Consider the following 22,740-nt stretch of genomic DNA (forward strand, 5'->3'; position numbering starts at 1 on the left):
ATTTGCCGCCGCCTGTCTTGTTCCGATAGGCGGCGGTTTACGTTTGGGCCGTAAATGCGCACATGTTTCTAAGTATCTTCGACATATTTAAAGTGGGCATCGGCCCGTCTTCCTCTCATACGATGGGGCCGATGACGGCTGCGGGGCGGTTTCTGGACGACCTGCGTGGCGGGCGTGAAAAAGAACCCGGCGCGGGGGAGTTAGCGGGCGTATCGGCGTCGCTGCATGGCTCTCTGGCGTTTACCGGCAAGGGCCACGCGACAGACCGCGCGGTGATGCTTGGGCTGATGGGGTATTTGCCCGCGACGATGGATCCAGATGCCGTGGACGAACTGATCGACACGCTGGCGGTGGAGAAGGTTGTGCGGCCAGTGGGGTTGCCTGCGCTGTCGCTCAATCCGGCGAAGGACGTGGTTTTCGACTATGATGTGATCTTGCCGGGCCATGCCAATGGCATGATCCTGAAAGCGTGGGATACGACCGGAAACCTGTATATGCAGGAGACGTATTATTCCGTCGGCGGCGGCTTTGTGATGACCGAGGCGGAACTTGCCGGAGAGGAGCCAGACCTGCATGTGCAGAAGGAACAAGCGGGGTTTCCGTATCCGTTTGGCTCGGCCGCTGAGATGCTGGCGATGGGCAAGGCCCATGGCAAAACCATCGCGCAGATGAAGGAGGCCAACGAGTTGGCCAATCTTTCGCGCGCGGAGTTGGACCGGAACCTGACGGTGATCCGCGACGCGATGTTTGATTGTGTTGATCGCGGGTTGCGGATGGACGGGATTTTGCCGGGCGGGCTGAACGTGAAACGGCGTGCCAAGCGTATCCATGACCAGTTGCTGGCGGAGCAGGGGATGAACCGCAGCCAGCCGCACACGATCAACGACTGGATGAGCGTCTACGCGATGGCCGTGAACGAGGAGAACGCGGCAGGGGGCAAGGTCGTGACCTCGCCCACCAACGGGGCGGCGGGGGTGCTGCCATCGGTGCTGCGCTACTACCGCGAGCATTGCATAGGGGCCACCGAAGAGGGGCAGCGCAAGTTCCTGCTGACGGCAGCGGCGATTGGCGGGTTGATCAAGCATAATGCCTCGATTTCGGGGGCTGAGGTCGGGTGTCAGGGGGAAGTCGGCTCGGCGTCGTCCATGGCGGCGGCGGGGCTGTGTGCGGCTTTGGGCGGCAGCAATGAGCAGGTCGAGAATGCCGCCGAGATTGCGCTGGAGCATCATCTGGGCATGACCTGCGATCCGGTCGCTGGACTGGTCCAAGTGCCGTGCATCGAGCGCAACGGGTTGGGTGCTATCAAGGCTGTTTCGGCTGCGTCTTTGGCGCTGCGCGGGGACGGGACGCATTTCATGCCTCTGGACAACTGCATCGAAGCCATGCGCCAAACCGGCATCGACATGAGTTCGAAATACAAAGAAACCTCGCAAGGGGGGCTTGCGGTCAACATTCCAGAGTGTTGATGTCTGCCTGACAACTTTGGGAGATCATGCTTTGAAAAAGATCGTATTGACGGGCGCTGCTGGCAATCTTGGAAAAGTCCTTCGTGGCCCTTTGGCCGCGATGTGTGACGAGCTGCTGTCTACGGATATCGCGCCGAGCGTTGGCGAATTAGCCGTCAACGAGACGTTTGTGCAGGCCGATCTTGCCGACATGGCGCAAATCCGTCCCTTGCTTGAGGGCGCGGACATGGTGGTACATTTTGGTGCGATCGTGGACGAGCTTCCGTTCGAGGACTTGTGGGGCCCCAACTTCGTCGGCTCCTACAATATTTGGCAGGCGGCGAAAGAGCACGGCGTCCGCCGTGTCGTGTATGCGTCCTCCATCCATGCGATGGGCATGTATCCGAAAACCGTCGCCATCACCCCCGACATGCCGCATCGCCCCGACACCTATTACGGCCTTGCAAAGTGTTTCAGCGAGGACCTGGGCCGCATGTATTGGGAGAAGGAAGGGATCGAGTCCGTCCATATCAGAATCCTATCGGCCATCCCGCGGCCCGGTAATGCGCGCGCTTTGGGGACGTGGTTGAGCTTTGATGACCTTACGCAGGTGGTGACCCGCGCAATTGATACGCCGGTTGTTGGCTTCACGGTTATCTATGGCGTGTCGAACAACGACCGTAGCCCGGTCGACAACTCTTCCGCGTCGCATCTTGGCTATAGCCCGAATGACAACGGCGAGGAATATGCCGAAGCCATCTTGGCAGAGACTGGCCCCGCGGACTTGAACGACTTGGGTCTAACTTGCCACGGCGGGCCATTCGCATCCGCCAAGCTGGGTGTCAGCCCGATGGCGCTTATGGGTATCCCTGACGACGACTAAGTTGGGAGAGCTAGGCCAAACACAGCTCTGTTCCCCATTGAGTGCAAAGCGCATCGAGCTCGTTGGGCAGTGGCGCATCAGTGTAGAACGAGTGGACTTCTTTCAGTGACGCAATTTTGACAGGGGCGGTGCGTTCGAACTTGGATGCATCTGATACAAGAAAGGTTTGGCGGGATCGGGCGATGATCGTCTGGCTTACATCTACCTCCTGAATGTCGAAGTCGAGAATGTCTCCGTCACCGTCCAACGCAGAGCAACCGATCACCGCATAGTCGAACTTGAACTGTTCGATCAGTTTGGTTGTCATGGCTCCAACCAGCCCTCCATCAGAGCGCCGTAGCGTGCCTCCAGCCAACATCACATCGATATGTGGGTTGGCCGACAGAATATTGGCGATGTTCAGATTGTTGGTCACGACCATAAGGTTTTCGTGGTGCAGTAATGCACGGGCCACGGCTTCAGTTGTCGTGCCGATGTTGAGAAACACGCACGCGCCTTCTGGAATGTCGGAAGCACAGATCTGCGCAATGCGGGCTTTTGCAGGATGGTTGAGCTTCTGGCGTTCCTGATAGCCGATGACGGAGGCACGTTCCGGCAAAATGGCGCCGCCGTGGACTCGCTTGAGGTGTCCGCTGTCGGACAAATCAGTCAGATCTTTGCGGATCGTCTGAGGGGTGGTCTGAAAACGCTGAGCCAGTTTTTCAACGCTCACGCGCCCTTTTCGGCGGGCGATGTCCAGTATTTCAGATTGCCGGAAGTTTTCGGCCATGAACTGCTCCAGTATCGACAAAACGAAAGTAAACCTTGACGAAACGAAAGTAAACTTGTGATTAGAGGGGCGAAGCCAAAGGGAGTCGTCGTCATGGCGCAGGACGATATAGTTGACCTATTCATCATTGGTGGCGGGATTAACGGGGTTGGCATCGCGCGGGATGCTGCGGGGCGCGGTATTTCGGTTTCTCTGGCAGAGATGAATGACCTGGGATGGGCGACATCTAGTGCATCAACCAAGCTCTTCCACGGCGGGTTGCGGTATCTCGAATTCTTTGAGATCGGGCTTGTGCGCAAGGCATTGATCGAACGGGAGACCCTTTTGAAGGCAATGCCTCATATCAGTTGGCCGATGCGGTTCGTGCTGCCCTACCACAAAGACATGCGCTTCGAGAGTGAAACGCCGACATCCAAACTGCTGAGCGTGGTGATGCCGTGGATGAAAGGGCGACGTCCGGCGTGGCTGATCCGGCTGGGATTGTTTTTGTATGACAATTTGGGCGGGCGCGAGATTTTGCCCGGAACACGAAGTGTAGATCTGACAAAAGACGAAGTCGGCGAGGGGATCGAGGACCGTTTTACCTTCGCTTACGAGTATTCGGACTGCTGGATTGAGGATGCGCGGCTTGTGATCCTGAACGCCCGCGACGCGCAGGCGCGCGGAGCAGAAATCCACGTTCGCACCAAAGTGACAACCGCGGAGCGCACTGGCAATCATTGGACGATCCATTTGCTGGATGTGGAGACGGGAAGCACTTCGGTGCGACGCGCAAAAATGCTGGTCAATGCGGGGGGGCCATGGGTCGAAGATGTGATCCGCAACGTCGCGCGGATCAACTCGACCGAGGGGGTCAGGCTTGTGCGGGGTAGCCACATCGTGACGAAACGGCTGTTCACTCATGACAAAGCATATTTTTTTCAAGGAGAAGACGGCCGGATCATCTTCGCAATTCCCTATGAGACAGACTTCACGTTGATCGGGACCACAGATGCGGAGCATTCTGACCCATCGGTGCGACCCGTTTGCACCGATGCAGAGCGTGACTACCTAATTGCGTTTGCCAATGGCTACTTCAAATATGACATCAGTGTAGAGGACGTCGTATGGACCTACTCGGGCGTGCGCCCGCTTTATGATGACGGCGCAAAATCAGCGACTGCTGCAACTCGCGACTACGTGCTGAGCCTTGATGACAACGGCGCACCTTTGCTGAACGTCTTCGGCGGAAAAATCACGACCTATCGGAAACTCGCTGAAAATGCGTTGGAGAAAATTGGACCACTGTTGGGTAACGAGCAGGGCAAATGGACGTCGGGCGTGCCGATGCCCGGTGGCGATTTCAGCGTGGATGATGTGCAGGGCGTCATCGATGGACTGATTGTCGACTACCCTTTCCTAGATGATGCTTGGGCCAAGCGGCTTGTTCGCGCCTACGGCACTGATGCGCACGTTGTGTTAGGCGATGCTGCGGCCCCTTCAGATTTGGGCCGGCATTTTGGTGCGAACCTGACAGAGCGGGAAGTGCGATGGTTGATGACGTCCGAGTATGCGCGCCGCGCAGAAGACGTGGTTTGGCGCCGATCGAAACTAGGGTTGCGCATGAGCGAGGCCCAGATCAGTCTGCTTGACGAATGGATGCAGCAGGAACGTGGCACGCGGGGGGAGGACGAATGAAACACATTCTGGCAATAGATCAGGGGACCACCTCGAGCAGAGCGATCATCTTCGACAAAGACATGAAGATCGTCGCTTCCGCGCAGGAAGAGTTTGAGCAGCATTTCCCGCATTCTGGTTGGGTGGAACATGACCCTGCCGACCTGTGGTCAACGACTGCTGGGACATGTCGATCGGCGATTGAACGGGCGGGAATCACAGCAGAGGACATTGCGGGCATCGGAATTACGAACCAGCGCGAAACCACATTGGTCTGGGACAAGTCTACAGGCGAACCAGTCCACAACGCGATCGTCTGGCAGGACCGCCGGACCTCCGCCTATTGCCGCGAACTCCGCGACGCAGGACATGAAGAGATGTTCTCCATTCGCACAGGGCTTTTGTTGGATCCCTATTTCTCTGGCACGAAGTTGCGCTGGATTTTGGAGAACGTCGAAGGTGCTCGCGACCGCGCAGAAGCAGGTGACCTGCTGTTCGGGACAGTCGACAGCTTTTTGATCTGGAAGATGACAGGCGGCGCGGAACACGTGACCGATGCCACAAATGCGGCGCGCACCTTGTTGTACGACATCAGGCAAGGGCGGTGGAGCACCGCAATCTGTGAGTTGCTCGGAATTCCGATGCAGATGCTACCGGAGGTCAAAGACTGCGCCGCCGATTTCGGCATGTGCAGGGCGGACCTGTTCGGCAAAGAGCTTCCTATTCTTGGTGTGGCGGGTGACCAGCAGGCGGCCACTGTGGGCCAGGCCTGCTTTAAGCCGGGGATGATGAAGTCGACCTATGGCACGGGTTGCTTTGCGTTGCTAAACACCGGCGATACGCCGGTCGCCTCCAAAAACCGGATGCTCACGACGATCGCCTACCAGTTCGATGGAAAGCCGACCTATGCGCTCGAAGGGTCGATCTTCATTGCAGGTGCCGTGGTGCAGTGGCTTCGCGACGGCATCCAGATCATCCGTGACGCAAAGGAAACGCAGCCCCTGGCGGAAGGCGCGGATGACGAGCAGGACGTTATCCTTGTGCCCGCGTTCACCGGTCTTGGCGCGCCGTATTGGGATGCGGATTGCCGGGGAGCGATTTTCGGGCTGACGCGGGGATCAGGCCGCGAGGAACTCGCACGGGCCGCGTTGGAAAGCGTGGGCTACCAAACGCGGGACCTTCTTGAGGCGATGAAGGCCGACTGGGATGCCGATGGCGAAGATGTATTGCGTGTTGATGGCGGGATGACAGCCAGCGACTGGGCGATGCAATTTCTGAGTGACATTATCGGCGCTCAGGTAGATCGCCCCGAAGTGCTGGAGACGACAGCACTTGGCGCGGCTTGGCTCGCAGGTGCGCGGGCAGGCCTTTATCCCGACATGGACGGATTTTCCAAGAACTGGGCGTTGGAGCGTCGTTTCGAGCCTGTCATGGATGGCGAAACGCGCGACCGGAAATACACAGGCTGGAAAAAAGCAGTCGCGGCAACTATGTCCGTTTAGATCGCTCTAACTCGAAACGATCCTCGCATTGCGTTCGTCAAGGTGGCTATCGACCAATGACGTTTCGGCCAAGGTCAGTGTTTGGCTGCGTGGATAGAGCGGATTTGAACGGTCGTTTAGAATAGGTGCCTCCCATCCATCGGTCGTTTCGAAAAAGCGGGTTACTCCGTCCTCGCCAAAGGTGTTGAAAAAGCCCTGAACGACGACATCAACGTAGCTTAATAAAATCGGGTGTTGAGCCGATGCGCCGACCTCGTGCTCGGGATCGGTTTGATACATTTGAAGGTCCACGCGTCCCGCTTGGTGCGTGACCTCAGCGTCTTCGACGGGGATTCTGAAATACCCCGCTTCTCTCACATCCAGAGCGGACCAGTCGGAATTGGGCACCTCTGCGATAAGGCCGTCGATCTGGTGACCTTGGACCGGCATCACACTTAGAAAGGCCAGTTCGCGCAGTGAGGTATGCTTCCAAACACGTCGCCAACCATGCAGCGTCGCAGGGAAAGTAGACGGATAGGAGTGGGTCGCGGCATTCACCAACGACCCGTAGCCGAAGAAGAACGGGTTTTGCATTGCAAGATGTGAGCGGATTTTCCCCGCAGGCACAAGTTGTGTTATCGGGCGAAACGCGTAGCGTGGACCTCTTTACCAAAATTGGAGAGATCAAAATGTCAGTTGCACGCGTTACGGAAATCATCGCCTCGTCTACAAAGAGCTTCGAAGACGCCATTGAAAGCGGTGTCGAGCGCGCCGCCAAAACGTTGAAGAACGTTGAGGGCGCTTGGGTTCAAGACCAGAAATGCACAGTCCGGAATGGCAAGATCAGCGAATATCGCGTGATCCTGAAAGTCACCTTCGTATTGGAAGACTAAGTCGGGCCTCTAAAGCCTAGGCGGTGTTTTATCAGCCGCCAGCCAAGTTTTGGAATACGCCGCAGTAGCGCGCCGCGCAGGTCGGCGTATTCCGCCTCTCCCGCCAGAAGTTCGAGATACTTCATTTGTAGGGAGCTTCCCCGCTCAAACGCCTTCTTGAAGTAGCCCTCGGTGGCCTTGGGAAACATGATCATTCGCCACATCTTTGCTTGGTCCAGCGATCTGTGAATAGGCTTCACCAGCTTGAGGTAGCGCGGCAAAGCCGTTTGCGGTTGATCGGCAGCAAGGGCTTCGATGACGGCGCAAGCTGCGTGGTGCCCACTTTCCATTGCAAGTGCGATGCCTTCACCTGTAATTGGATCCACTAATCCAGCGGCGTCGCCAGCAAGCAAAATATGCTCTCGGCCGGGATGTTTTTTATAGTCTCCGAAGGGGAGATACTGCCCTTTGTAACGCAGGCTCGGATCGCTGCCTGTCTGAGAGACGTAAGCGGCCATGTTGGCTTTCATGTCGACATTGCGGGAGTTGATACCCCCAACGCCCACAGTCACCGTTTTGCGTTTCGGGAATGCCCAACCATAGCCCCAGCTGGCGGCATCGAAGTCGACTTCAACAGCGGAGTCGCGGCTTGCTGTCAGCGGCGTTTCAATTTCGAGACCGAAGCCAATTGTTTCCGGATCGAAAGGTCGACCAAACAGCGATCGCGCTACGAAAGAGTTTACGCCATCTGCGCCAATCATCGCCTTGAAGCCGAGCTTAGAACCGTCACGGAGCAACAAAGTGTTGTTGCCTAGTTCAGTGATCGGAGTGCCAAGATAAGGCACCGCGCCCGCTTTCAGCGCTTCCGCGTGCAGCATCGCATCGAAGTCGCGGCGCATCGTGAGATGAACAGGTGGCGCATTCGGTATGTCCGCCAGCACGCGGCCCTTAGCAAGAAAGCGCATATGGTTGGACGTCACGAATAGCTCGTCATTGACCTCACGCCCAAAGATGGCGCGCATCGCTTTCTCGCTGCGGCCGGTGAAAAGCCCGCCACACAACTTGTCGCGGGGGAAGGCCGCTTTGTCGATCAGGGCAACCGACAGTCCAGCCTTCGCTGCGGTCACCGCAGCGGCGGAGCCTGCAGGGCCTGAACCCACGATGATTAGATCGAAATCTGACATGGGGCGCTTTTAGGGGATTGATGGAGCACTGCCAATGCGCAACCTGCGGCTCTGTGGGGCAATGGTGTTCAAGCAACAACCACGATAAGTCGAGCGGCAACTGGAAAGGGAACACCAATGATACCTGAAAACATTATGGCGCGATGCGACGGGGCCTGTGAGCTTTGTGGGGCCGAGGCGTCGGATGCAATCGCGATCACCCCGCGTGAGGATGTGGTAGCCCTGTGCACTGTCTGCGCGTCTGGGGAAGCCAATGACGGACACTGGCGCTGCTTGCAGGGCGCGGTTTGGTCCGAGGTCCCTGCGGTGCAGGTGCGGGCGGTGCGGCAGCTTCGGAAACTTGATGCGGCTTGGGCGACTGAAACGCTCGACATGGTTTATCTCGAAGATGATCTCGCCGCATGGGCTGATGATGTGCCGCTTGAGCATCGTGACGCGAATGGCACCCTGCTGGCCGCAGGGGACACGGTTGTGCTCATCAAGGATTTGCCGGTCAAAGGAGGTGGCTTCACTGCCAAGCGCGGCACAGCGGTACGTGGGATTTCGCTGGTGTCAGACAATGCAGGTCAGATCGAAGGTCGGATCGAGGGGCAGCGCATCGTAATCCTGACCGAGTTTGTGAAGAAGAAATAGCCGCCAAAGAGAAAGGGCGCGCAAGATATCTCTCGCGCGCCCTTCGAAATCTTTGATGCTCAGGCTTAGGCCAGAGCGATGTTCACTGCGCTTTCGCGGCCGTCACGGCCAGCTTCAACGTCAAAAGTGACAGCTTGGTTGTCGTCCAGTGTGGACAGACCGGAGCGTTCCAGAGCGGAGATGTGTACGAACACGTCCTTGGAGCCGCCTTCTGGAGCGATAAAGCCGAAGCCTTTAGTAGAGTTGAACCATTTCACGGTGCCATTAGCCATCGTGTCATTCCTTATAAGAGTGCTGCCCGCACGATTGCGGCAGCTCGGCGCGATTGGTCTGTAACGATAGACTGGCGGCCGTATTAGGGAAGACAGTGGGTCGAAAGAGGCAAACGTTGCATGGCGCGTTTGACAGGGTTCGACCCACAAGTAAAGACTTTTCCGTGTTAGAGCATTGCGGCGATCTGGTCCTTAAGCATCATCCGCTGCTTGCGCAGGGTGGCTTCATGGGCCTGATCCGTGGGCTCAACATTGGTTTCAGCCCGATGCACCGCGCGGTTTACCTCGTGATATTCGTCGAACAGCTTCCGGAAATGCGCATTGTCTTCCTTGAGCGTGTGCATTTGCTCGATCTTGTCCGGAAATTCCTCGGCGAGTTCGTGTGGCGTGTGAGACATGTGTGACTCCCTTACTGTAGTTTCGCACCACGTTCGCGCAGAACGCTTCTGATGGCATTGATGTGGGTCAAACGGGGAGGGATGGCTGTGCAGAATTGGAGCCGGGCGAGCGCCCGCTTGGAATGTGTTCAAATCGCCAAATTAGGGGCGCACTGATCTGATTCTGGTTCGAAAAATGACGAAACGGTGCTCCGAGGGCGAGATCGATTAACTTTTTGTAGATTATTTTTTGCGAGAGCATCTGGCTATTTGCCTTACGAGTGCCGCATTCGGGCGGAATGCAAATTAATGGCGTCACTACCGTGTCGAGGATGTGCAAAATTTCGGATATTATTGTGTCTTTTCTGTGCGGTAAGGGGAAACTTACTTGTCCGAAAGTCGCCTTATTCGTTTCATTGTTGGGTAATCAGTTCTTCCATTCACGCAAGATAATTTTAGGAGACTGCCATGACCGTATCCCTCACCGAAAAAGCTCGCAACGGCCGCAAAATCGCACTGCGTGCCCTCCAGATCCGAAAGTCTGGGTCGGACCGTATCGCCCTCTTCCCGAGCGTCGAAAGTGAGGCCGACCGGATCATGTTTTCGTCTCGCCGTGGTCAGAACCCGATGCACATCATGTTTGCCGCTTAAAAAGCGGTAGGGGCGCTCCTCGCTACACCGTTCCGCGCTCCGAAAACGGTCTGAAGAACAGGCTGTTAGACAAAGATCGCTCAAGTTCGCTTGGGCGATCTTTTCGTGTCTGGAAGTGCAAAGAACTGGAGGTTTAAGAAACCTGGCAGGGGCCGTTAGCGCAACTAGGCATCCGAGTTCTGAAGATCTTGCGCATGTGGCATGTCTTCGAGGTCTGACGCGGTCGAATGTGTAACGCAGAGAACGGACTTCAAGATCGCGATCAGCACTGCAAACACGACGCTCGTAAGGAGGTAAACCCCGAAGGATGTTGGTAGGGAATAGTCGTAAAACAACCACGCAGCGCCGAAGCTCAAAAGACCCACGCCGGAGCCAAGAAGTATCGCTGCAAATGCCATGCGCAATTCCTGTTTACTGTCCTGAACGCGTTTTGCCGCGCTTTCTTGAAAATAGTGTTACCCAAAGGGTGTCAATATTTAAGCAATTTTGCACAATCTTTAAGGCTTTGTGACAATTATCCGACAGGCTGGGTAAGGCCGCAGGCGCTTGTGGCACTGAGCATTGAGAACACGACATGTGTCGGGGGAAGCCTCATCAGGCGCAGATCAACCGGATTTTGGCGACCTAGGCGCTGGATTATGTGCGAGAGATGATGGGTCGGGATAACTCAGTGCCGGATGATATTGAGGCGGGGGAGGGGGAGTGAGGGATTGTTGGCTAGTCTTGTGTCAGTTTTCTTAGTCAAGTGTACGATCAAAAGTTGTAATCTAAGCGCGTTGTTATGATCCTATTAAAGCTTCTCTCTTGGAGGCTTCCCCACAGCTTGCTGTCGACAAACGGATTTTCTTGAACTTGTTCAAATACTGCTTGATCTGTGACCCTGAGAATTTCTTCAAACCAATCAAACGCGAGGCCGCATAGTCGAAGCGGGCAATCCCCTTCAGGATGATAATTCAGAGACTTCCCACGCCAAATTTGATCTCTATCCCCATCCCAAAGGAATAGAAGCGTAGAAGTCTCAACTTCTTTTGTTTGGCTCTTCGATTGGTGATGAAAAGTGTTCCGTTCTTTGACAACAAAATCAATGTAAACGTTCAGTCCGATGCGAGACTTGGATGAGGCTCTAAGCTCTTTGAAGTGCGCAATGAGGTCCTTGAATATTGCCATATTTTCGCGATGGGTTTGCATGTCAGCATGCTTCAAGGTCTCTTCTATTGAGACGAGAAAATTTAGAGCAGCATAATAATAGACTGGCCAAAAATGGTCGTCAGCTTCGAATTCCTTCGACGACAGCCGGTTCAATGCGGCACCGGCAAAGCGCCATGGTTGCCAGCCTGTCAAAAGCTCACCTGTTACCTTTGGTAGGGTTGGCTCTCTCAAGCCTAGTTACCTCGTAAACTTCTTATACTTCACCCGCTTTGGCTCCACGGCATCCGGTCCAAGGCGGCGGATTTTGTCTTCTTCGTAGGCCTCGAAGTTGCCCTCGAACCATTCCACATGGGCCTCGCCCTCGAAGGCGAGGATGTGGGTGCAGAGGCGGTCGAGGAAGAAGCGGTCGTGGGAGATGACGACGGCGCAACCGGCGAAATCTTCGATGGCATCTTCAAGCGCCCTTAACGTTTCCACGTCTAGGTCGTTCGTAGGTTCATCGAGCAGCAACACGTTACCGCCGGATTTGAGGAGTTTCGCCATGTGCACACGGTTGCGTTCCCCGCCCGACAAGGTGCCGACCTTCTTTTGCTGATCGCCGCCCTTGAAGTTGAAGGACGAGCAATAGGCGCGGGAGTTCATCTGGGCGTCGCCCAGCTGGATGATCTCGGCCCCACCTGAGATTTCTTCCCAGACATTGGCGTCGCCATTGAGCGCGTCGCGGGACTGGTCGACATAGCTGAGGTCCACCGTATCGCCATAGCTGACGGTGCCCGAGTCAGGTTCCTCTTGACCGGTGAGCATACGGAACAGCGTCGATTTACCCGCACCGTTGGGGCCGATCACGCCGACGATGCCACCGGGCGGCAGGGAGAAGCTGAGGTTTTCGACCAACAGCTTGTCGCCGTAGGCTTTGGTGAGGTTCTCGACCTCGATCACTTTGGAGCCCAACCGCGGCCCGTTGGGAATGATGATCTGAGCGCGGCCGACTTTTTCCTTCTCGGATTGGTTGGCCATCTCGTTATAGGCATTCAAACGCGCCTTGCCTTTGGCCTGGCGGGCTTTCGCGCCGGAGCGCATCCATTCAAGTTCGCGTTGCAGCGTCTTTTGCTTGGATTTGTCCTCTTTGGCTTCACGCTCCAGCCGCTTGGCTTTCTGCTCCAGCCACGCGGAGTAATTGCCCTCGTAGGGGATGCCGGCACCACGGTCGAGCTCCAGAATCCAGCCAGTGATGTCGTCGAGGAAATAGCGGTCGTGGGTGACGATCAGGATGGTGCCTTTGTACTCGATTAGGTGCTTTTGCAGCCATGCGATGGTTTCCGCATCGAGGTGGTTGGTCGGTTCGTCGAGAAGGAGCATGTCGGGCGCTTCGAGCAGCAGCTTGCAGAGTGCCACGCGGCGACGTTCGCCGCCCGACAGGTTCTCGGGCATGGCGTCATCGGGCGGGCAGCGCAGGGCTTCCATGGCGATGTCGATTTGCGCGTCAAGGTCCCACAGGTTCTGGGCGTCGATTTCGTCTTGCAGCTTCGCCATCTCCTCGGCTGTCTCGTCCGAATAGTTCATCGCCAATTCGTTGTAGCGGTCGAGAATGTCTTTCTTTTCTTTCACCCCAAGCATGACGTTGTCACGAACGGTCATGTTTTCCTCAAGCGTGGGTTCCTGCGGCAGGTAGCCGACCTTGGCTCCTTCTGCGGCCCATGCTTCCCCGGTGAAGTCCTTATCCTGACCGGCCATGATGCGCATCAACGACGATTTACCGGTGCCGTTGACGCCGACAACGCCGATTTTCACACCAGGCAGGAAGTTGAGACGAATGTTCTCAAACACCTTCTTACCGCCAGGATACTGCTTGGAGACGCCGTCCATGAAGTAGACGAATTGATTGGCTGCCATGGGTTCTGCTCCGGATAGGAATGGGACTGATTTTGCCTTGTTTAGTCGGGCTGGCGGGCAAGAGCAATCGGCGCACTTTCATTTGACCTGCCTAGCGTCTCGGCGCAGATTGCCCTACATGACAAAACCAGTGCGCCCCCCGAACCCGCCTTCCGTTCCCTATCGCCCCGCTCAGGACCGTTATGACCAAATGGTGTACCGGCGCTGCGGGACGTCCGGCGTTCGCTTGCCCGCGATCAGCCTTGGCTTGTGGCACAATTTCGGCGGCGACAGCCCACACGAGAATAAAAGGGCGATGTGCCAGACTGCGTTTGATCACGGCATCACGCATTTCGATCTAGCGAACAACTATGGCCCGCCCCCCGGCTCGGCAGAAAGCGCCTTTGGCGAAATCTTACGGACAGATTTCATGGGGTATCGCGACGAGATGATCATCTCCAGTAAAGCTGGCTATTTGATGTGGCCGGGCCCTTATGGAGAGATGGGGTCGCGCAAATATATGGTGGCGTCCTGCGACCAGTCACTGAAACGGCTGGGACTGGATTACGTCGATATCTTTTATTCGCACCGCTTCGACCCAGATACGCCGCTGGAAGAGACGATCGGCGCTTTGGATTACATCGTGAGGTCAGGGCGGGCGCTGTATGCTGGCATATCGTCCTACAATTCCCAGCGGACGCGGGAAGCTGTGGCGATTCTCAAGGGCCTTGGTACGCCGATGCTGATTCATCAACCGTCTTACAACCTGCTCAATCGCTGGGTTGAGCATGACGGCTTGCTGGATACTCTGGCCGAATTGGGGGTAGGGTCGATCGCATTCACGCCGCTGGCGCAGGGCATTTTAACCAAGAAGTACCTTGGCGGTATTCCTGAAGGAAGCCGTGCCACGCAGGGCAAGTCTCTGCTGGAGGGCATGATCAACGAGAGGTCACTGGCAAGCGTGCGTGCGTTGAATGATCTGGCGGAGGCGCGCGGACAGACTTTGGCGCAAATGGCGTTGGCTTGGGTTCTACGCGAAGGGCGTGTGACGACCGCGTTGATTGGGGCGTCTAAGCCGAGCCAGATTGAAGACTGTGTAGGTGCAGTTGCAAATCTTGAATTTTCTGCAGATGAGTTGTCCGAGATTGATCGCATCAGCGCAGAAGAAGACATCAATCTTTGGGCAAAATCGTCCGAGACGGATTGACCTGCGCCGCGAAGCGGGGCCGCCTGTTTGACAGAGATGCGAATTGAAGGTCTACGCCAGTAAATGCGACACGGATTTCCATTGGCATACCCGGGTGAGGTGATCGGGTTACTTGGCGGATCTTTTGATCCGGCCCATGAGGGGCATGCCCACATCACGCGCGAGGCAATGAAGCGATTTGGGCTGAACCGCGTTTGGTGGCTCGTTTCACCGGGCAACCCTCTGAAAGACCGCGGTCCAGCGCCGATGGAAACAAGGCTTGGACGCGCTCAGCGCGTGATGAAGCATCCAAGAGTTCAGGTGACGGACCTAGAGGCCCAGCTTGGTACCCGATACACGGCACAAACGCTGCGAAAGATAATGGCAGGTTACCACGGCGTGCGGTTTGTCTGGCTCATGGGCGCGGACAATCTTGCGGGGTTTCACAGGTGGCAGGACTGGGAATGGATCATGGAGAATGTCCCTGTAGGCGTCCTTGCTCGCCCGGGTGACAGGATCTCTGCACGTCGATCAGTCGCTGCCCGTCGCTATGAAAGCTCTCGAGTCCCAGGCGAGGCGTCCCATCTTTTGCCGCAGGGTGTGGCGCCAAGGTGGTGTTATATCAACCTGCCGTTGAGCCACGCATCCTCCAGCGCGATCAGAGCAGCTGGGGCATGGGACGCTTCCTAAGAAACAGCGTCGCAAAACCCGACAGGAAGATCACTACAAGTCCCAAGCCCGCAATCGTATCCGGCCAATCTCCGAAGAACATCCACCCATAAGCTGTGGCCCCGATTAGCTGCATGTAGACAAACGGCGCCAGTACCGAGGCTCCGGCACGGGCGTAGGCGAGCACCAATAAAAGATTGCCGCACATGGAGGCGATCGCAGACCACAAGACCAAACCAGTGATGTCGAGCGAAAGGACGGGAATGTTGGAAAGGCCGAACGGGGTCATGAGTATTGTGCCCACCACGAGTTGAGACAGCAAAACGTGAACAGGTCGGCCCAAGGGCGCTACCCAACGGGATGCGGTGAGGAACATTCCGTAGCAGAGCCCCGCCAACGCAGCGAACGCTAGTCCGGGGGTCATGCCGAAGCCGGGTTTGACTACCAGAAAGACGCCCCCAAGTCCGATAGCGAGTAGAATAATCCGGCCTAAGTTGCCCTGTTCGCGCAGCAGCCATACCGACAGGACGTAACTCACCATAGGTCCAAGGAAAAACGCGCCATATGCATTTGCGATGGGTTCGGTCTTGAGAGCCGTTAAGATTGAAAGAATTGTGACCACCTGAATTAGCCCTCTTAGCCAGATGCGCCAATTCAGAAGTAATCTCAAAGCGTTCTTGTTGAAGGAGAAAGGAAGCAGGATCAGAAGGCCGATTAGATAGCGCGTCCACGTCACAAACATGGGTGAGACGTCGTGTTGCGACATCAGTTTTCCCGCAGAATCCCCAAGCGGGATCAGCAGCATTCCAAACGACATCATAACGACAGCAAAGAGAATTGAACGCTCCATCCGGTTTTCGTAGCAGGGCGCAAGAGCGCTTGCCACTGCCATCGGCTTGAGCGAATACTTTTGCTATGAAGAAAGCTGCAATCACGAGATTTGGTCGACGCGCCGTTCTGGGTTTTTTGATGTTCGGTGTTGCGGACATCGCCTTGGCGAACGCGCCCTCAGCATCGCTGCGTCCACTGCGCAAGCCCGCTGACGCGCCGAAACGCGTGGTCCGAGGTGCCGATTCCTTGGTGTCGGAAGCAAAGCTCGGCGGCAAGGTCAGCTTTGTGGTGGCAGATGCGCGTACGGGGCAAGTTCTGGAGGCGCACAATCCGCTGGTCGCACAACCGCCCGCGAGCGTTGCGAAAGCCATCACGACTCTTTTCGCACTCGACCGATTGGGTGCGGGCAAGCGGTTCAAAACCCAGCTTCTTGCGACGGGCCCCGTTCAAAATGGGGCTTTGGCAGGGGATTTAGTTCTGAAAGGGGGCGGCGATCCGACGCTGAGTACGGACGATCTGTTTGAGATGGCAGGCCGCCTGAAGACCGCAGGCGTCCGATCCGTGCAGGGGAAACTCCGTGTATACGGCGGGATGACGGTCATCGACGAGATCGATGCAGACCAGCCGGAGCATGTGGGGTACAATCCCGCGATTGCCGGCCTGAATTTGAATTTCAACCGAGTCTACCTTGAATGGAAACGCACGGGTGGCGGTTATGCTGTCTCTATGGATGCGCGATCAAATAAAATTCGGCCTGGTGTCGGGTTTGCTAAAACGACGGTGGCATCAAGGGCACTGCCTATATTCAAGTATTCTGGCCAAGGCGGGCGCGATAATTGGAGCGTGGCCAGCAAGGCGCTTGGTAAAGGCGGCGGACGTTGGCTTCCTGTGCGGCGGCCGGAAATCTACGCTGGTGATGTGTTACAGACCGTAGCCCGATCCCATGGCATCAAGTTGCCGTTTCCCGTGAAAGCCAGCACCGCGCCGCGCGGTCAGGTGCTTGTGGAACACATAAGTCCCGAATTGCGCCTGATCGCCCGCGATATGCTGCGGTTCTCGACGAACCTAACAGCGGAGGTTCTGGGACTGCAGGCGAGCCGTGCCAGCAGTCTTCGAGCATCAGCGCGAACGATGAGCGATTGGTTGCGGTCGGAATACGGCGTCAAGAAAGCGAAATTCGTGGATCATTCCGGACTTGGGGATGCGTCGAAAATCAGTGCGAGAGAAATGGTCACGGCATTGGTCGGAGCAGGCGCAAATGGGCCTTTGCGCGCGATCTTGAAGTCGATTCCAATTCGTGGCGGTGACAACAAGGTCATCGAAAACAGCCCCATCAAGGTCGTTGCAAAGACGGGGACGCTAAATTTCGTAAGCGCATTGGCTGGCTATATCCGCACACCAGACGGGCGCGACTTGGCTTTTGCGATTTTCATGTCTGATGTCCCCCGCCGCAATGCCCTAAAAAAATCCGAGAGAGAATCTCCGCGCGGTGGACGTTCTTGGAACGGTCGGGCGAAGAAACTGCAATCGCAGCTGATCAACCGATGGGCCGTCATGCATGGCGCTTAGGGCGAATAACGCCGCGCCTCCGTAGTCGCCAGAGTTCACTGTTTCGGAAGCTCAGTTTGTCAGATGCCGAGCACGCGCGCCGCGCTCAATCGCCGCGGCATGAAGGCGGTCGATCTTAAGTTCATACCGGATCTCTTCCAAAAGACGCAGTTCCGGCTGGTACAACGCCCCGTCTGCTGCAGCCACATCGCACGCGAACGCATAGGCGGTTTCATACAAGTGCTCAGGTAGGGCAGCCCGGATCATACCAAACAGAGCGTCCAGCCCATCTTCTTCTTCGAAGAGGTCGGTCGTGATTTGGGATACCTTTTTGATGCGATCAACATCGTAGCCAGCAAAGATCGGGAGGTAGTTCACCGCTTGTTCGATGGCTACCAACTCTGCCGTGCGGACATTCTCATCCGACATTGAAATGGCGATCATTATGGCAACAAGCGCGTCTTGCGGGGACAAAGTTGCGGTATCAAGGGTCATTGACGGCTCCTGCCAAAGGTATTGTTGCGGTGCAGAATATTGACCTGAGCCATAGCACACAATAGGTAGCGACACTGCTGCGTCACATGGTGTGCCGCGGGATTATACTGGATGTGCTCCGATGACGGATATGCGTGACGCTGGAATGACCTCTAAAGCTTGGCCTTTTGTCGAGGCGCGCTCGCTGCTCAAGCGGTATGAGAAGGCGGAACCGGAAAAGGGCTACGTGTTGTTCGAGACCGGCTATGGCCCTTCTGGTCTGCCACATATCGGGACTTTTGGCGAAGTTGCGCGCACGACGATGATCCGCCGCGCATTCGAGGTGATTTCAGACATTCCGACCCGCATGATCTGCTTCTCTGACGATGTGGACGGGATGCGCAAGGTTCCTGGCAACGTGCCGAACCCTGAGCAGCTGGAGCAGTACCTGCAATTACCGCTGACAAAAGTGCCCGATCCGTTCGGTGAGTATGAAAGTTTCGGTCACCATAACAACGCGATGCTGCGACGGTTCTTGGATACGTTCGGCTTTGAGTACGAATTCATCTCGGCCACGGAATTCTACGCGTCTGGTCAGTTTGATGAGGTGCTGCTGCGCGCCTGCGAGAAGTATGACGACATCATGAAGGTGATGCTGAAATCCCTGCGCGAAGAGCGTCGGGAGACCTACTCGATCTTCCTGCCGATCCATCCGGAAACCGGCCGCGTGATGTATGTTCCGATGAAGAAGGTCGACGCAGCGAAGGGTGAAATCACCTTTGACGACGAAGACGGCAAGGAATGGACGCTTCCGGTAACTGGCGGCAACGTGAAGCTGCAATGGAAACCGGATTTTGGTGCGCGGTGGGCCGCACTGGACGTCGACTTCGAGATGTATGGCAAAGACCATTCGACCAACACACCGATTTACGACCGCATTTGCGAGATTTTGGGTGGGCGTAAGCCAGAACATTTCACCTATGAATTGTTCCTCGATGCAGACGGGCACAAGATTTCTAAATCTTCCGGCAATGGCGTGTCGATTGACGAGTGGCTGACTTATGCGTCGTCGGAGTCGCTGTCCTATTTCATGTACCAAAAGCCCAAAACCGCCAAACGGATGCATTTCGATGTGATCCCGAAAGCGATGGACGAATATCATCAGCAGTTGCGGGCTTATGTGGATCAAGACGCCGTAGCGCGGGCAAACAATCCTGTGTTTCATATTCACGGTGCCGACGTGCCAGAGAGCAAAATGGTGGTTCCGTTCTCGATGCTGCTGAACCTTGCCTCGGTGGCGAACGCCGAGGAAAAAGACCAGCTTTGGGGCTTTATCCAACGCTATGCGCCTGAGGCGACGCCCGAGACACATGCTGACTTGGATCAAGCTGCTGGCTTTGCCGTGCGATACTTCAACGACTTCGTGAAACCCGCCAAGGTGTTCCGTTTGCCCACCGATCTGGAACGCGAGGCGTTGTTGGACCTGCGTGGCCAACTGGTGGAGTGGGACGGCGGTTTGGACGCAGAAGCGCTGCAATCGGTGGTCTTTGCCTGTGGACGAGAACGGTTCGATCCGCTGCGTGATTGGTTCAAGGCGCTGTATGAAGTGTTACTTGGTGCCTCTCAAGGCCCGCGGTTTGGCGGGTTCATCGCGCTTTACGGTGTGGAGGAAACTATCGCGCTGATTGATGATGCTTTGGCCGGTAAGCTGGCGGGATAATTTGCGAGGCATTTGACGAAACGGGCATCACGCCTATCTTGATCGGAACAAGGAGGACGTGATGCGGTTTTTGTTTGCAGCTCTAGCAGCGATGTTTGTGGCACATTCGGCCTTAGCCGAAGACCGCGTTGCGGGTATTGAGACGACCATTCAAGGCCAAGTTGATGCCTTTTTGGCGGAAGATGCCTCTGCCGCGTTTTCCTTTGCATCGCCAAATATCAAGCGCTTGTTCGGCACGCCGGAGCGGTTTGGCTTGATGGTGAGGAACGGCTACCCGATGGTTTGGGCACCTTCCAAAGTTCGGTTCCTTGAGTTGCGCCGGCAAGGGCAACTATTGTTTCAGAAGGTCCTGTTCGTCGATCAAAATGGCGCGCCGCATGTGCTCGAATACAACATGATGCAAACAGAGAATGGCTGGTTGATCGACGGTGTCGAATATCTGGCCGCGCCGCCGGTCGGAGTTTGACTGCTGAGCTGCGAACGCAGCTATTTAATCACGCCTTAACCAATCGCCTCTAAACCGCCCTCGTCAGGACGGCGTGTCCGGCGATTCCTATTCCGAGCGATCTTAAACAACCCTTCCAGAGGGGGCGCTTGGCTTGTGTCTTGCGTAACGCTCTTGTTCGACGCGCCCGCTCCAACCAAGTTGAAAAGGGCTACCGATGAACAAAGCGATTACCGATGGGCTGCTGTTGACGCCGCCCCCATTTGCGAACGGTTTGGATGTATGGTCGCGTGGCGACGGCACACCCGGCACGGCTACGTATGACGGCTTTGCGACTGCAGCTTACGTTCCGGCGGATCAAGATTTTGGCGGTTGTCTTGAGATTCTGAAAACCGAAAACACCCAACGCTTGCGATACATGGGCGAAACACCTTTGCTACCGGGCTGCTATTTGCAAATTAAAGCGCGCGTCAAGGCGATTTCGGGCAATCTACCAGCCGTCAGAATCGCAGCTTTTGCAGGTGGTGCAGGCGGTGCGACAGTTGGCGGAGTTCAGACCCAAGGGCCAACGGTTTCACTCAGCAGCTATGGCGACGTTGTAGAAGTCACCGCAATCGTTGGTGGGGGATCGCGCACCGGCGTAGACCTGAGCTGGGGGAATTCGGCGCTTTATGGGCATTTTGGTATCGATCTGACTGGCTCAAACGGCGGCGTCGTACGCATCGATGACATCCAGATCGAGGACGTGACGGGTGCCTTTCTGCGCACTATGATGGACTGGGTCGACGTCAAGGACTTTGGCGCGATCGGAGATGGCGTCACGGACAATACAGCCGCGTTCGAAGCCGCGGATGCGGCGGCAGACGGCCGCGAGGTCTTGGTGTCGGACGGAGTGTTCCATCTGGCAAACAACGTAACCTTCGAAAGCCGCGTTCGCTTTCAAGGCACAGTGACAATGCCAGACGACAAGTATCTGGCATTGTCGCAAAACTTCGATTTCGACCATTACGCCGCCGCGTTCGGCGATGAGGAGTTGGCGTTTCGGAAAGCGTTCCAAGCCCTTTTGAAGCAGTCGAGCCATGACAGTCTTGATTTGTGTGGACGTTCGATCGGGTTACGTGGCCCTGTAGATATGCATGCAGCCGTTCCTGACGTGTCGTCCTTCACATCGCGTCGAGTTATTCGGAATGGTCAACTCGATGCGATCAGCGACCCAGCTTGGACCACTGGGACAGCTTCGTCGACCGGCACATATTCGACATCGCAGCCATACAGGCTAAGCAATGTGGCCAACGTTGCAAATATCGAGATCGGAAGCCTTGTTAGTGGCAATGGTGTTGGTCGGGAAGTCTATGTCACAAGCAAGAATGTCGGAGCGCAGACACTAACCCTGAGCCAACAGCTTTACGACGCGGTGGGCACGCAGAACTACAGCTTCAAGCGCTTCCGTTACATGCTGGATTTCAGCGGGTTCCAGAAGCTATCGCAGTTCAATATCGCTGACGTTGATATCAAAGCGGATGGTGTGGCGAGTTGCGTATTGCTACCTCCAGCCGGACTCATCTGGCACTTGCGTGACTGCTTCTTTAACGAACCAAAGGATCGCGCGCTCACTTCGATTGGCTTGGCGTGCCAAGGGATGATGATTGACAGGTGTCAGTTCATCTCAAGCGAGCAATCTTTGGCCGCGACGGCTAGAACCTCCATCGGGTTCAACATCAACGCAAATGATGCGAAAATCCGCGAAAATCGTTGCATCCGGATGGGCGCGTTCGCCGTGATTCATGGCTCTGGGCATATGCTTTTGGGCAACCATTGGTTTCACGGCGATGATCTAAACAACGCGCCAAGAGTTGCTGGGCTGATCTTGACCAAACCGTCTTCGAAGATCGTCATCAATGGCAATTACAGCGACAACAACTACATCGAGTGGAATAACGAGCACGACGCGCTCCCCAACTTCTCAAGCGAGTTGAGTTTCGGGGCGCTGTCGATAGTCGGCAACATATTTACCGCAATCGGTGCTGCCTCTTACTTCCGGTTCATCGTAATCAAGCCCTATGGCGTTGGGCATTTTGTGAACGGGCTGAATGTGTCTGGCAATACGTTCAAGGTCACAAACGGGAATATCGATCGTGTCGACAAGACGGATGACAGTATCGCTCCGCTAGACACAAGCCGGTTCCGCAATATCAACTGGACCGGCAATTCCTATCACGCGATCAATCAATGGACGCAAAGCCCCGTAATGCTGTCGTTCAGCGAAAGCAGTGTTGCCGAAACTTGGAGTTGCGACTTTTCGGACTGGTTGCCGTTTGGCGGTCGGGCGCGGAATGTGACGGATGTCACCCCTGTGGGGGCGTTGCGGAATGCCAACAACGTCAAGCAATTCGTTACACATTACACGGACCCGGAAGAGGGCAGCGGCGGCGGCTCGGTTGACATCATTTGGGAAACTGCAGTGAAGGGCAAAGTGAACGTCACCGCGCGCGTTGATAACCCTTACTAGGTAAAATCTATTTTGGTCGACCGACATCTGTTCGGTCGGCCAACCGGTTTAGGGTGCTTGACGTGGATCAAGGCTCAGCTTGTTTGATCCGGGGTATGACTGAGGCAACCAGAG

23 protein-coding genes are annotated in these 22,740 nt (G+C 56.0%); 13 read left to right on the plus strand and 10 right to left on the minus strand.

Annotated elements, in window-relative coordinates; genetic code table 11:
- The first annotated feature begins 62 nt into the window (after positions 1-62).
- Both BM352_RS04865 and BM352_RS04870 read left to right on the plus strand, forming a co-directional pair.
- A complete protein-coding gene (locus tag BM352_RS04865; protein ID WP_090213222.1) occupies positions 63-1,466 on the plus strand; it encodes an L-serine ammonia-lyase in 1,404 nt (467 codons plus the stop codon).
- A gap of 31 nt (positions 1,467-1,497) precedes the next feature.
- Entirely contained in the window at positions 1,498-2,328 is an 831-nt protein-coding gene (locus BM352_RS04870; RefSeq protein ID WP_090213225.1) for an NAD-dependent epimerase/dehydratase family protein, read from the plus strand.
- Between the two features lie 10 nt (positions 2,329-2,338).
- Here the strand turns inward: BM352_RS04870 and BM352_RS04875 are convergent, their stop codons facing one another.
- Positions 2,339-3,097 (minus strand): DeoR/GlpR family DNA-binding transcription regulator, encoded by a 759-nt coding sequence (locus BM352_RS04875; RefSeq protein WP_090213228.1) that lies wholly within the window; start codon positions 3,095-3,097, stop codon positions 2,339-2,341.
- Positions 3,098-3,190: 93 nt separating this feature from the next.
- On the opposite strand from BM352_RS04875, the gene glpD reads away from it, so the two are divergent.
- Both glpD and glpK read left to right on the plus strand, forming a co-directional pair.
- Entirely contained in the window at positions 3,191-4,774 is a 1,584-nt protein-coding gene (glpD, locus tag BM352_RS04880) for a glycerol-3-phosphate dehydrogenase (protein WP_090213231.1), read from the plus strand.
- Positions 4,771-6,255 (plus strand): glycerol kinase GlpK, encoded by a 1,485-nt coding sequence (gene glpK / locus BM352_RS04885; protein WP_090213237.1) that lies wholly within the window; start codon positions 4,771-4,773, stop codon positions 6,253-6,255. Before glpD ends, glpK begins: the two co-directional genes overlap by 4 nt.
- Positions 6,256-6,261: 6 nt before the next feature.
- Here the strand turns inward: glpK and BM352_RS04890 are convergent, their stop codons facing one another.
- Entirely contained in the window at positions 6,262-6,828 is a 567-nt protein-coding gene (locus BM352_RS04890; protein ID WP_090213240.1) for a gamma-glutamylcyclotransferase family protein, read from the minus strand.
- A 95-nt stretch (positions 6,829-6,923) separates the two neighbouring features.
- Between BM352_RS04890 and BM352_RS04895 the strand changes: the two genes are divergently transcribed.
- On the plus strand, positions 6,924-7,127 hold the full coding sequence (locus BM352_RS04895) for a dodecin family protein (protein WP_090219862.1): 204 nt from the start codon (positions 6,924-6,926) through the stop codon (positions 7,125-7,127).
- Here BM352_RS04895 and BM352_RS04900 read toward each other — a convergent pair.
- Entirely contained in the window at positions 7,124-8,290 is a 1,167-nt protein-coding gene (locus tag BM352_RS04900; protein ID WP_090213243.1) for a geranylgeranyl reductase family protein, read from the minus strand. The genes BM352_RS04895 and BM352_RS04900 overlap by 4 nt on opposite strands.
- Positions 8,291-8,407: 117 nt before the next feature.
- Between BM352_RS04900 and BM352_RS04905 the strand changes: the two genes are divergently transcribed.
- On the plus strand, positions 8,408-8,923 hold the full coding sequence (locus BM352_RS04905) for a PhnA domain-containing protein (protein WP_090213246.1): 516 nt from the start codon (positions 8,408-8,410) through the stop codon (positions 8,921-8,923).
- Between the two features lie 65 nt (positions 8,924-8,988).
- Here BM352_RS04905 and BM352_RS04910 read toward each other — a convergent pair whose 3' ends face one another.
- The gene (locus BM352_RS04910; RefSeq protein WP_021101227.1) at positions 8,989-9,195 is read right to left on the minus strand and encodes a cold-shock protein; all 207 of its coding nucleotides are present in this window, start codon (positions 9,193-9,195) and stop codon (positions 8,989-8,991) included.
- Between the two features lie 167 nt (positions 9,196-9,362).
- Positions 9,363-9,593, minus strand: a complete 231-nt coding sequence (locus BM352_RS04915) for an HP1242/YdcH family protein (RefSeq protein ID WP_090213249.1) — start codon at positions 9,591-9,593, stop codon at positions 9,363-9,365.
- 447 nt (positions 9,594-10,040) lie between these two features.
- Between BM352_RS04915 and BM352_RS04920 the strand changes: the two genes are divergently transcribed.
- Entirely contained in the window at positions 10,041-10,223 is a 183-nt protein-coding gene (locus tag BM352_RS04920; RefSeq protein ID WP_090213252.1) for a hypothetical protein, read from the plus strand.
- Between the two features lie 164 nt (positions 10,224-10,387).
- Here BM352_RS04920 and BM352_RS04925 read toward each other — a convergent pair whose 3' ends face one another.
- The 3 genes from BM352_RS04925 to ettA form a co-directional block, all read right to left on the minus strand.
- A complete protein-coding gene (locus BM352_RS04925) occupies positions 10,388-10,621 on the minus strand; it encodes a hypothetical protein (RefSeq protein ID WP_090213255.1) in 234 nt (77 codons plus the stop codon).
- Positions 10,622-10,976: 355 nt separating this feature from the next.
- Positions 10,977-11,603, minus strand: coding sequence for a hypothetical protein (locus BM352_RS04930; RefSeq protein ID WP_139229786.1), 627 nt, complete (start codon positions 11,601-11,603; stop codon positions 10,977-10,979).
- A gap of 6 nt (positions 11,604-11,609) precedes the next feature.
- Positions 11,610-13,265, minus strand: a complete 1,656-nt coding sequence (gene ettA / locus BM352_RS04935) for an energy-dependent translational throttle protein EttA (RefSeq protein WP_090213259.1) — start codon at positions 13,263-13,265, stop codon at positions 11,610-11,612.
- A 118-nt stretch (positions 13,266-13,383) separates the two neighbouring features.
- Between ettA and mgrA the strand changes: the two genes are divergently transcribed.
- Positions 13,384-14,451, plus strand: coding sequence for an L-glyceraldehyde 3-phosphate reductase (mgrA, locus tag BM352_RS04940; RefSeq protein ID WP_090213261.1), 1,068 nt, complete (start codon positions 13,384-13,386; stop codon positions 14,449-14,451).
- A 63-nt stretch (positions 14,452-14,514) separates the two neighbouring features.
- Positions 14,515-15,120, plus strand: a complete 606-nt coding sequence (locus BM352_RS04945) for a nicotinate-nucleotide adenylyltransferase (protein ID WP_090213264.1) — start codon at positions 14,515-14,517, stop codon at positions 15,118-15,120.
- Here the strand turns inward: BM352_RS04945 and BM352_RS04950 are convergent.
- Positions 15,089-15,949, minus strand: a complete 861-nt coding sequence (locus BM352_RS04950) for a DMT family transporter (protein WP_090213267.1) — start codon at positions 15,947-15,949, stop codon at positions 15,089-15,091. The two genes, BM352_RS04945 and BM352_RS04950, sit on opposite strands and share 32 nt — an antisense overlap.
- A 65-nt stretch (positions 15,950-16,014) precedes the next feature.
- On the opposite strand from BM352_RS04950, the gene dacB reads away from it, so the two are divergent.
- Positions 16,015-17,499: a D-alanyl-D-alanine carboxypeptidase/D-alanyl-D-alanine endopeptidase gene (gene dacB / locus BM352_RS04955; protein ID WP_090213269.1), complete on the plus strand. Its 1,485-nt coding sequence runs from the start codon at positions 16,015-16,017 to the stop codon at positions 17,497-17,499.
- Between the two features lie 51 nt (positions 17,500-17,550).
- Here dacB and BM352_RS04960 read toward each other — a convergent pair whose 3' ends face one another.
- The gene (locus BM352_RS04960; protein WP_090213271.1) at positions 17,551-17,973 is read right to left on the minus strand and encodes a tellurite resistance TerB family protein; all 423 of its coding nucleotides are present in this window, start codon (positions 17,971-17,973) and stop codon (positions 17,551-17,553) included.
- A 121-nt stretch (positions 17,974-18,094) separates the two neighbouring features.
- Between BM352_RS04960 and BM352_RS04965 the strand changes: the two genes are divergently transcribed.
- The 3 genes from BM352_RS04965 to BM352_RS04975 all read left to right on the plus strand — a co-directional run bounded on the left by BM352_RS04965 (position 18,095) and on the right by BM352_RS04975 (position 22,626).
- Entirely contained in the window at positions 18,095-19,672 is a 1,578-nt protein-coding gene (locus tag BM352_RS04965; protein ID WP_090213273.1) for a lysine--tRNA ligase, read from the plus strand.
- 61 nt (positions 19,673-19,733) lie between these two features.
- Entirely contained in the window at positions 19,734-20,138 is a 405-nt protein-coding gene (locus tag BM352_RS04970) for a DUF4864 domain-containing protein (RefSeq protein WP_090213276.1), read from the plus strand.
- Between the two features lie 196 nt (positions 20,139-20,334).
- Entirely contained in the window at positions 20,335-22,626 is a 2,292-nt protein-coding gene (locus BM352_RS04975) for a glycosyl hydrolase family 28-related protein (RefSeq protein WP_090213279.1), read from the plus strand.
- Positions 22,627-22,740: the final 114 nt, after the last annotated feature.

Source organism: Litoreibacter janthinus (assembly GCF_900111945.1).
Lineage (GTDB): Bacteria > Pseudomonadota > Alphaproteobacteria > Rhodobacterales > Rhodobacteraceae > Litoreibacter > Litoreibacter janthinus.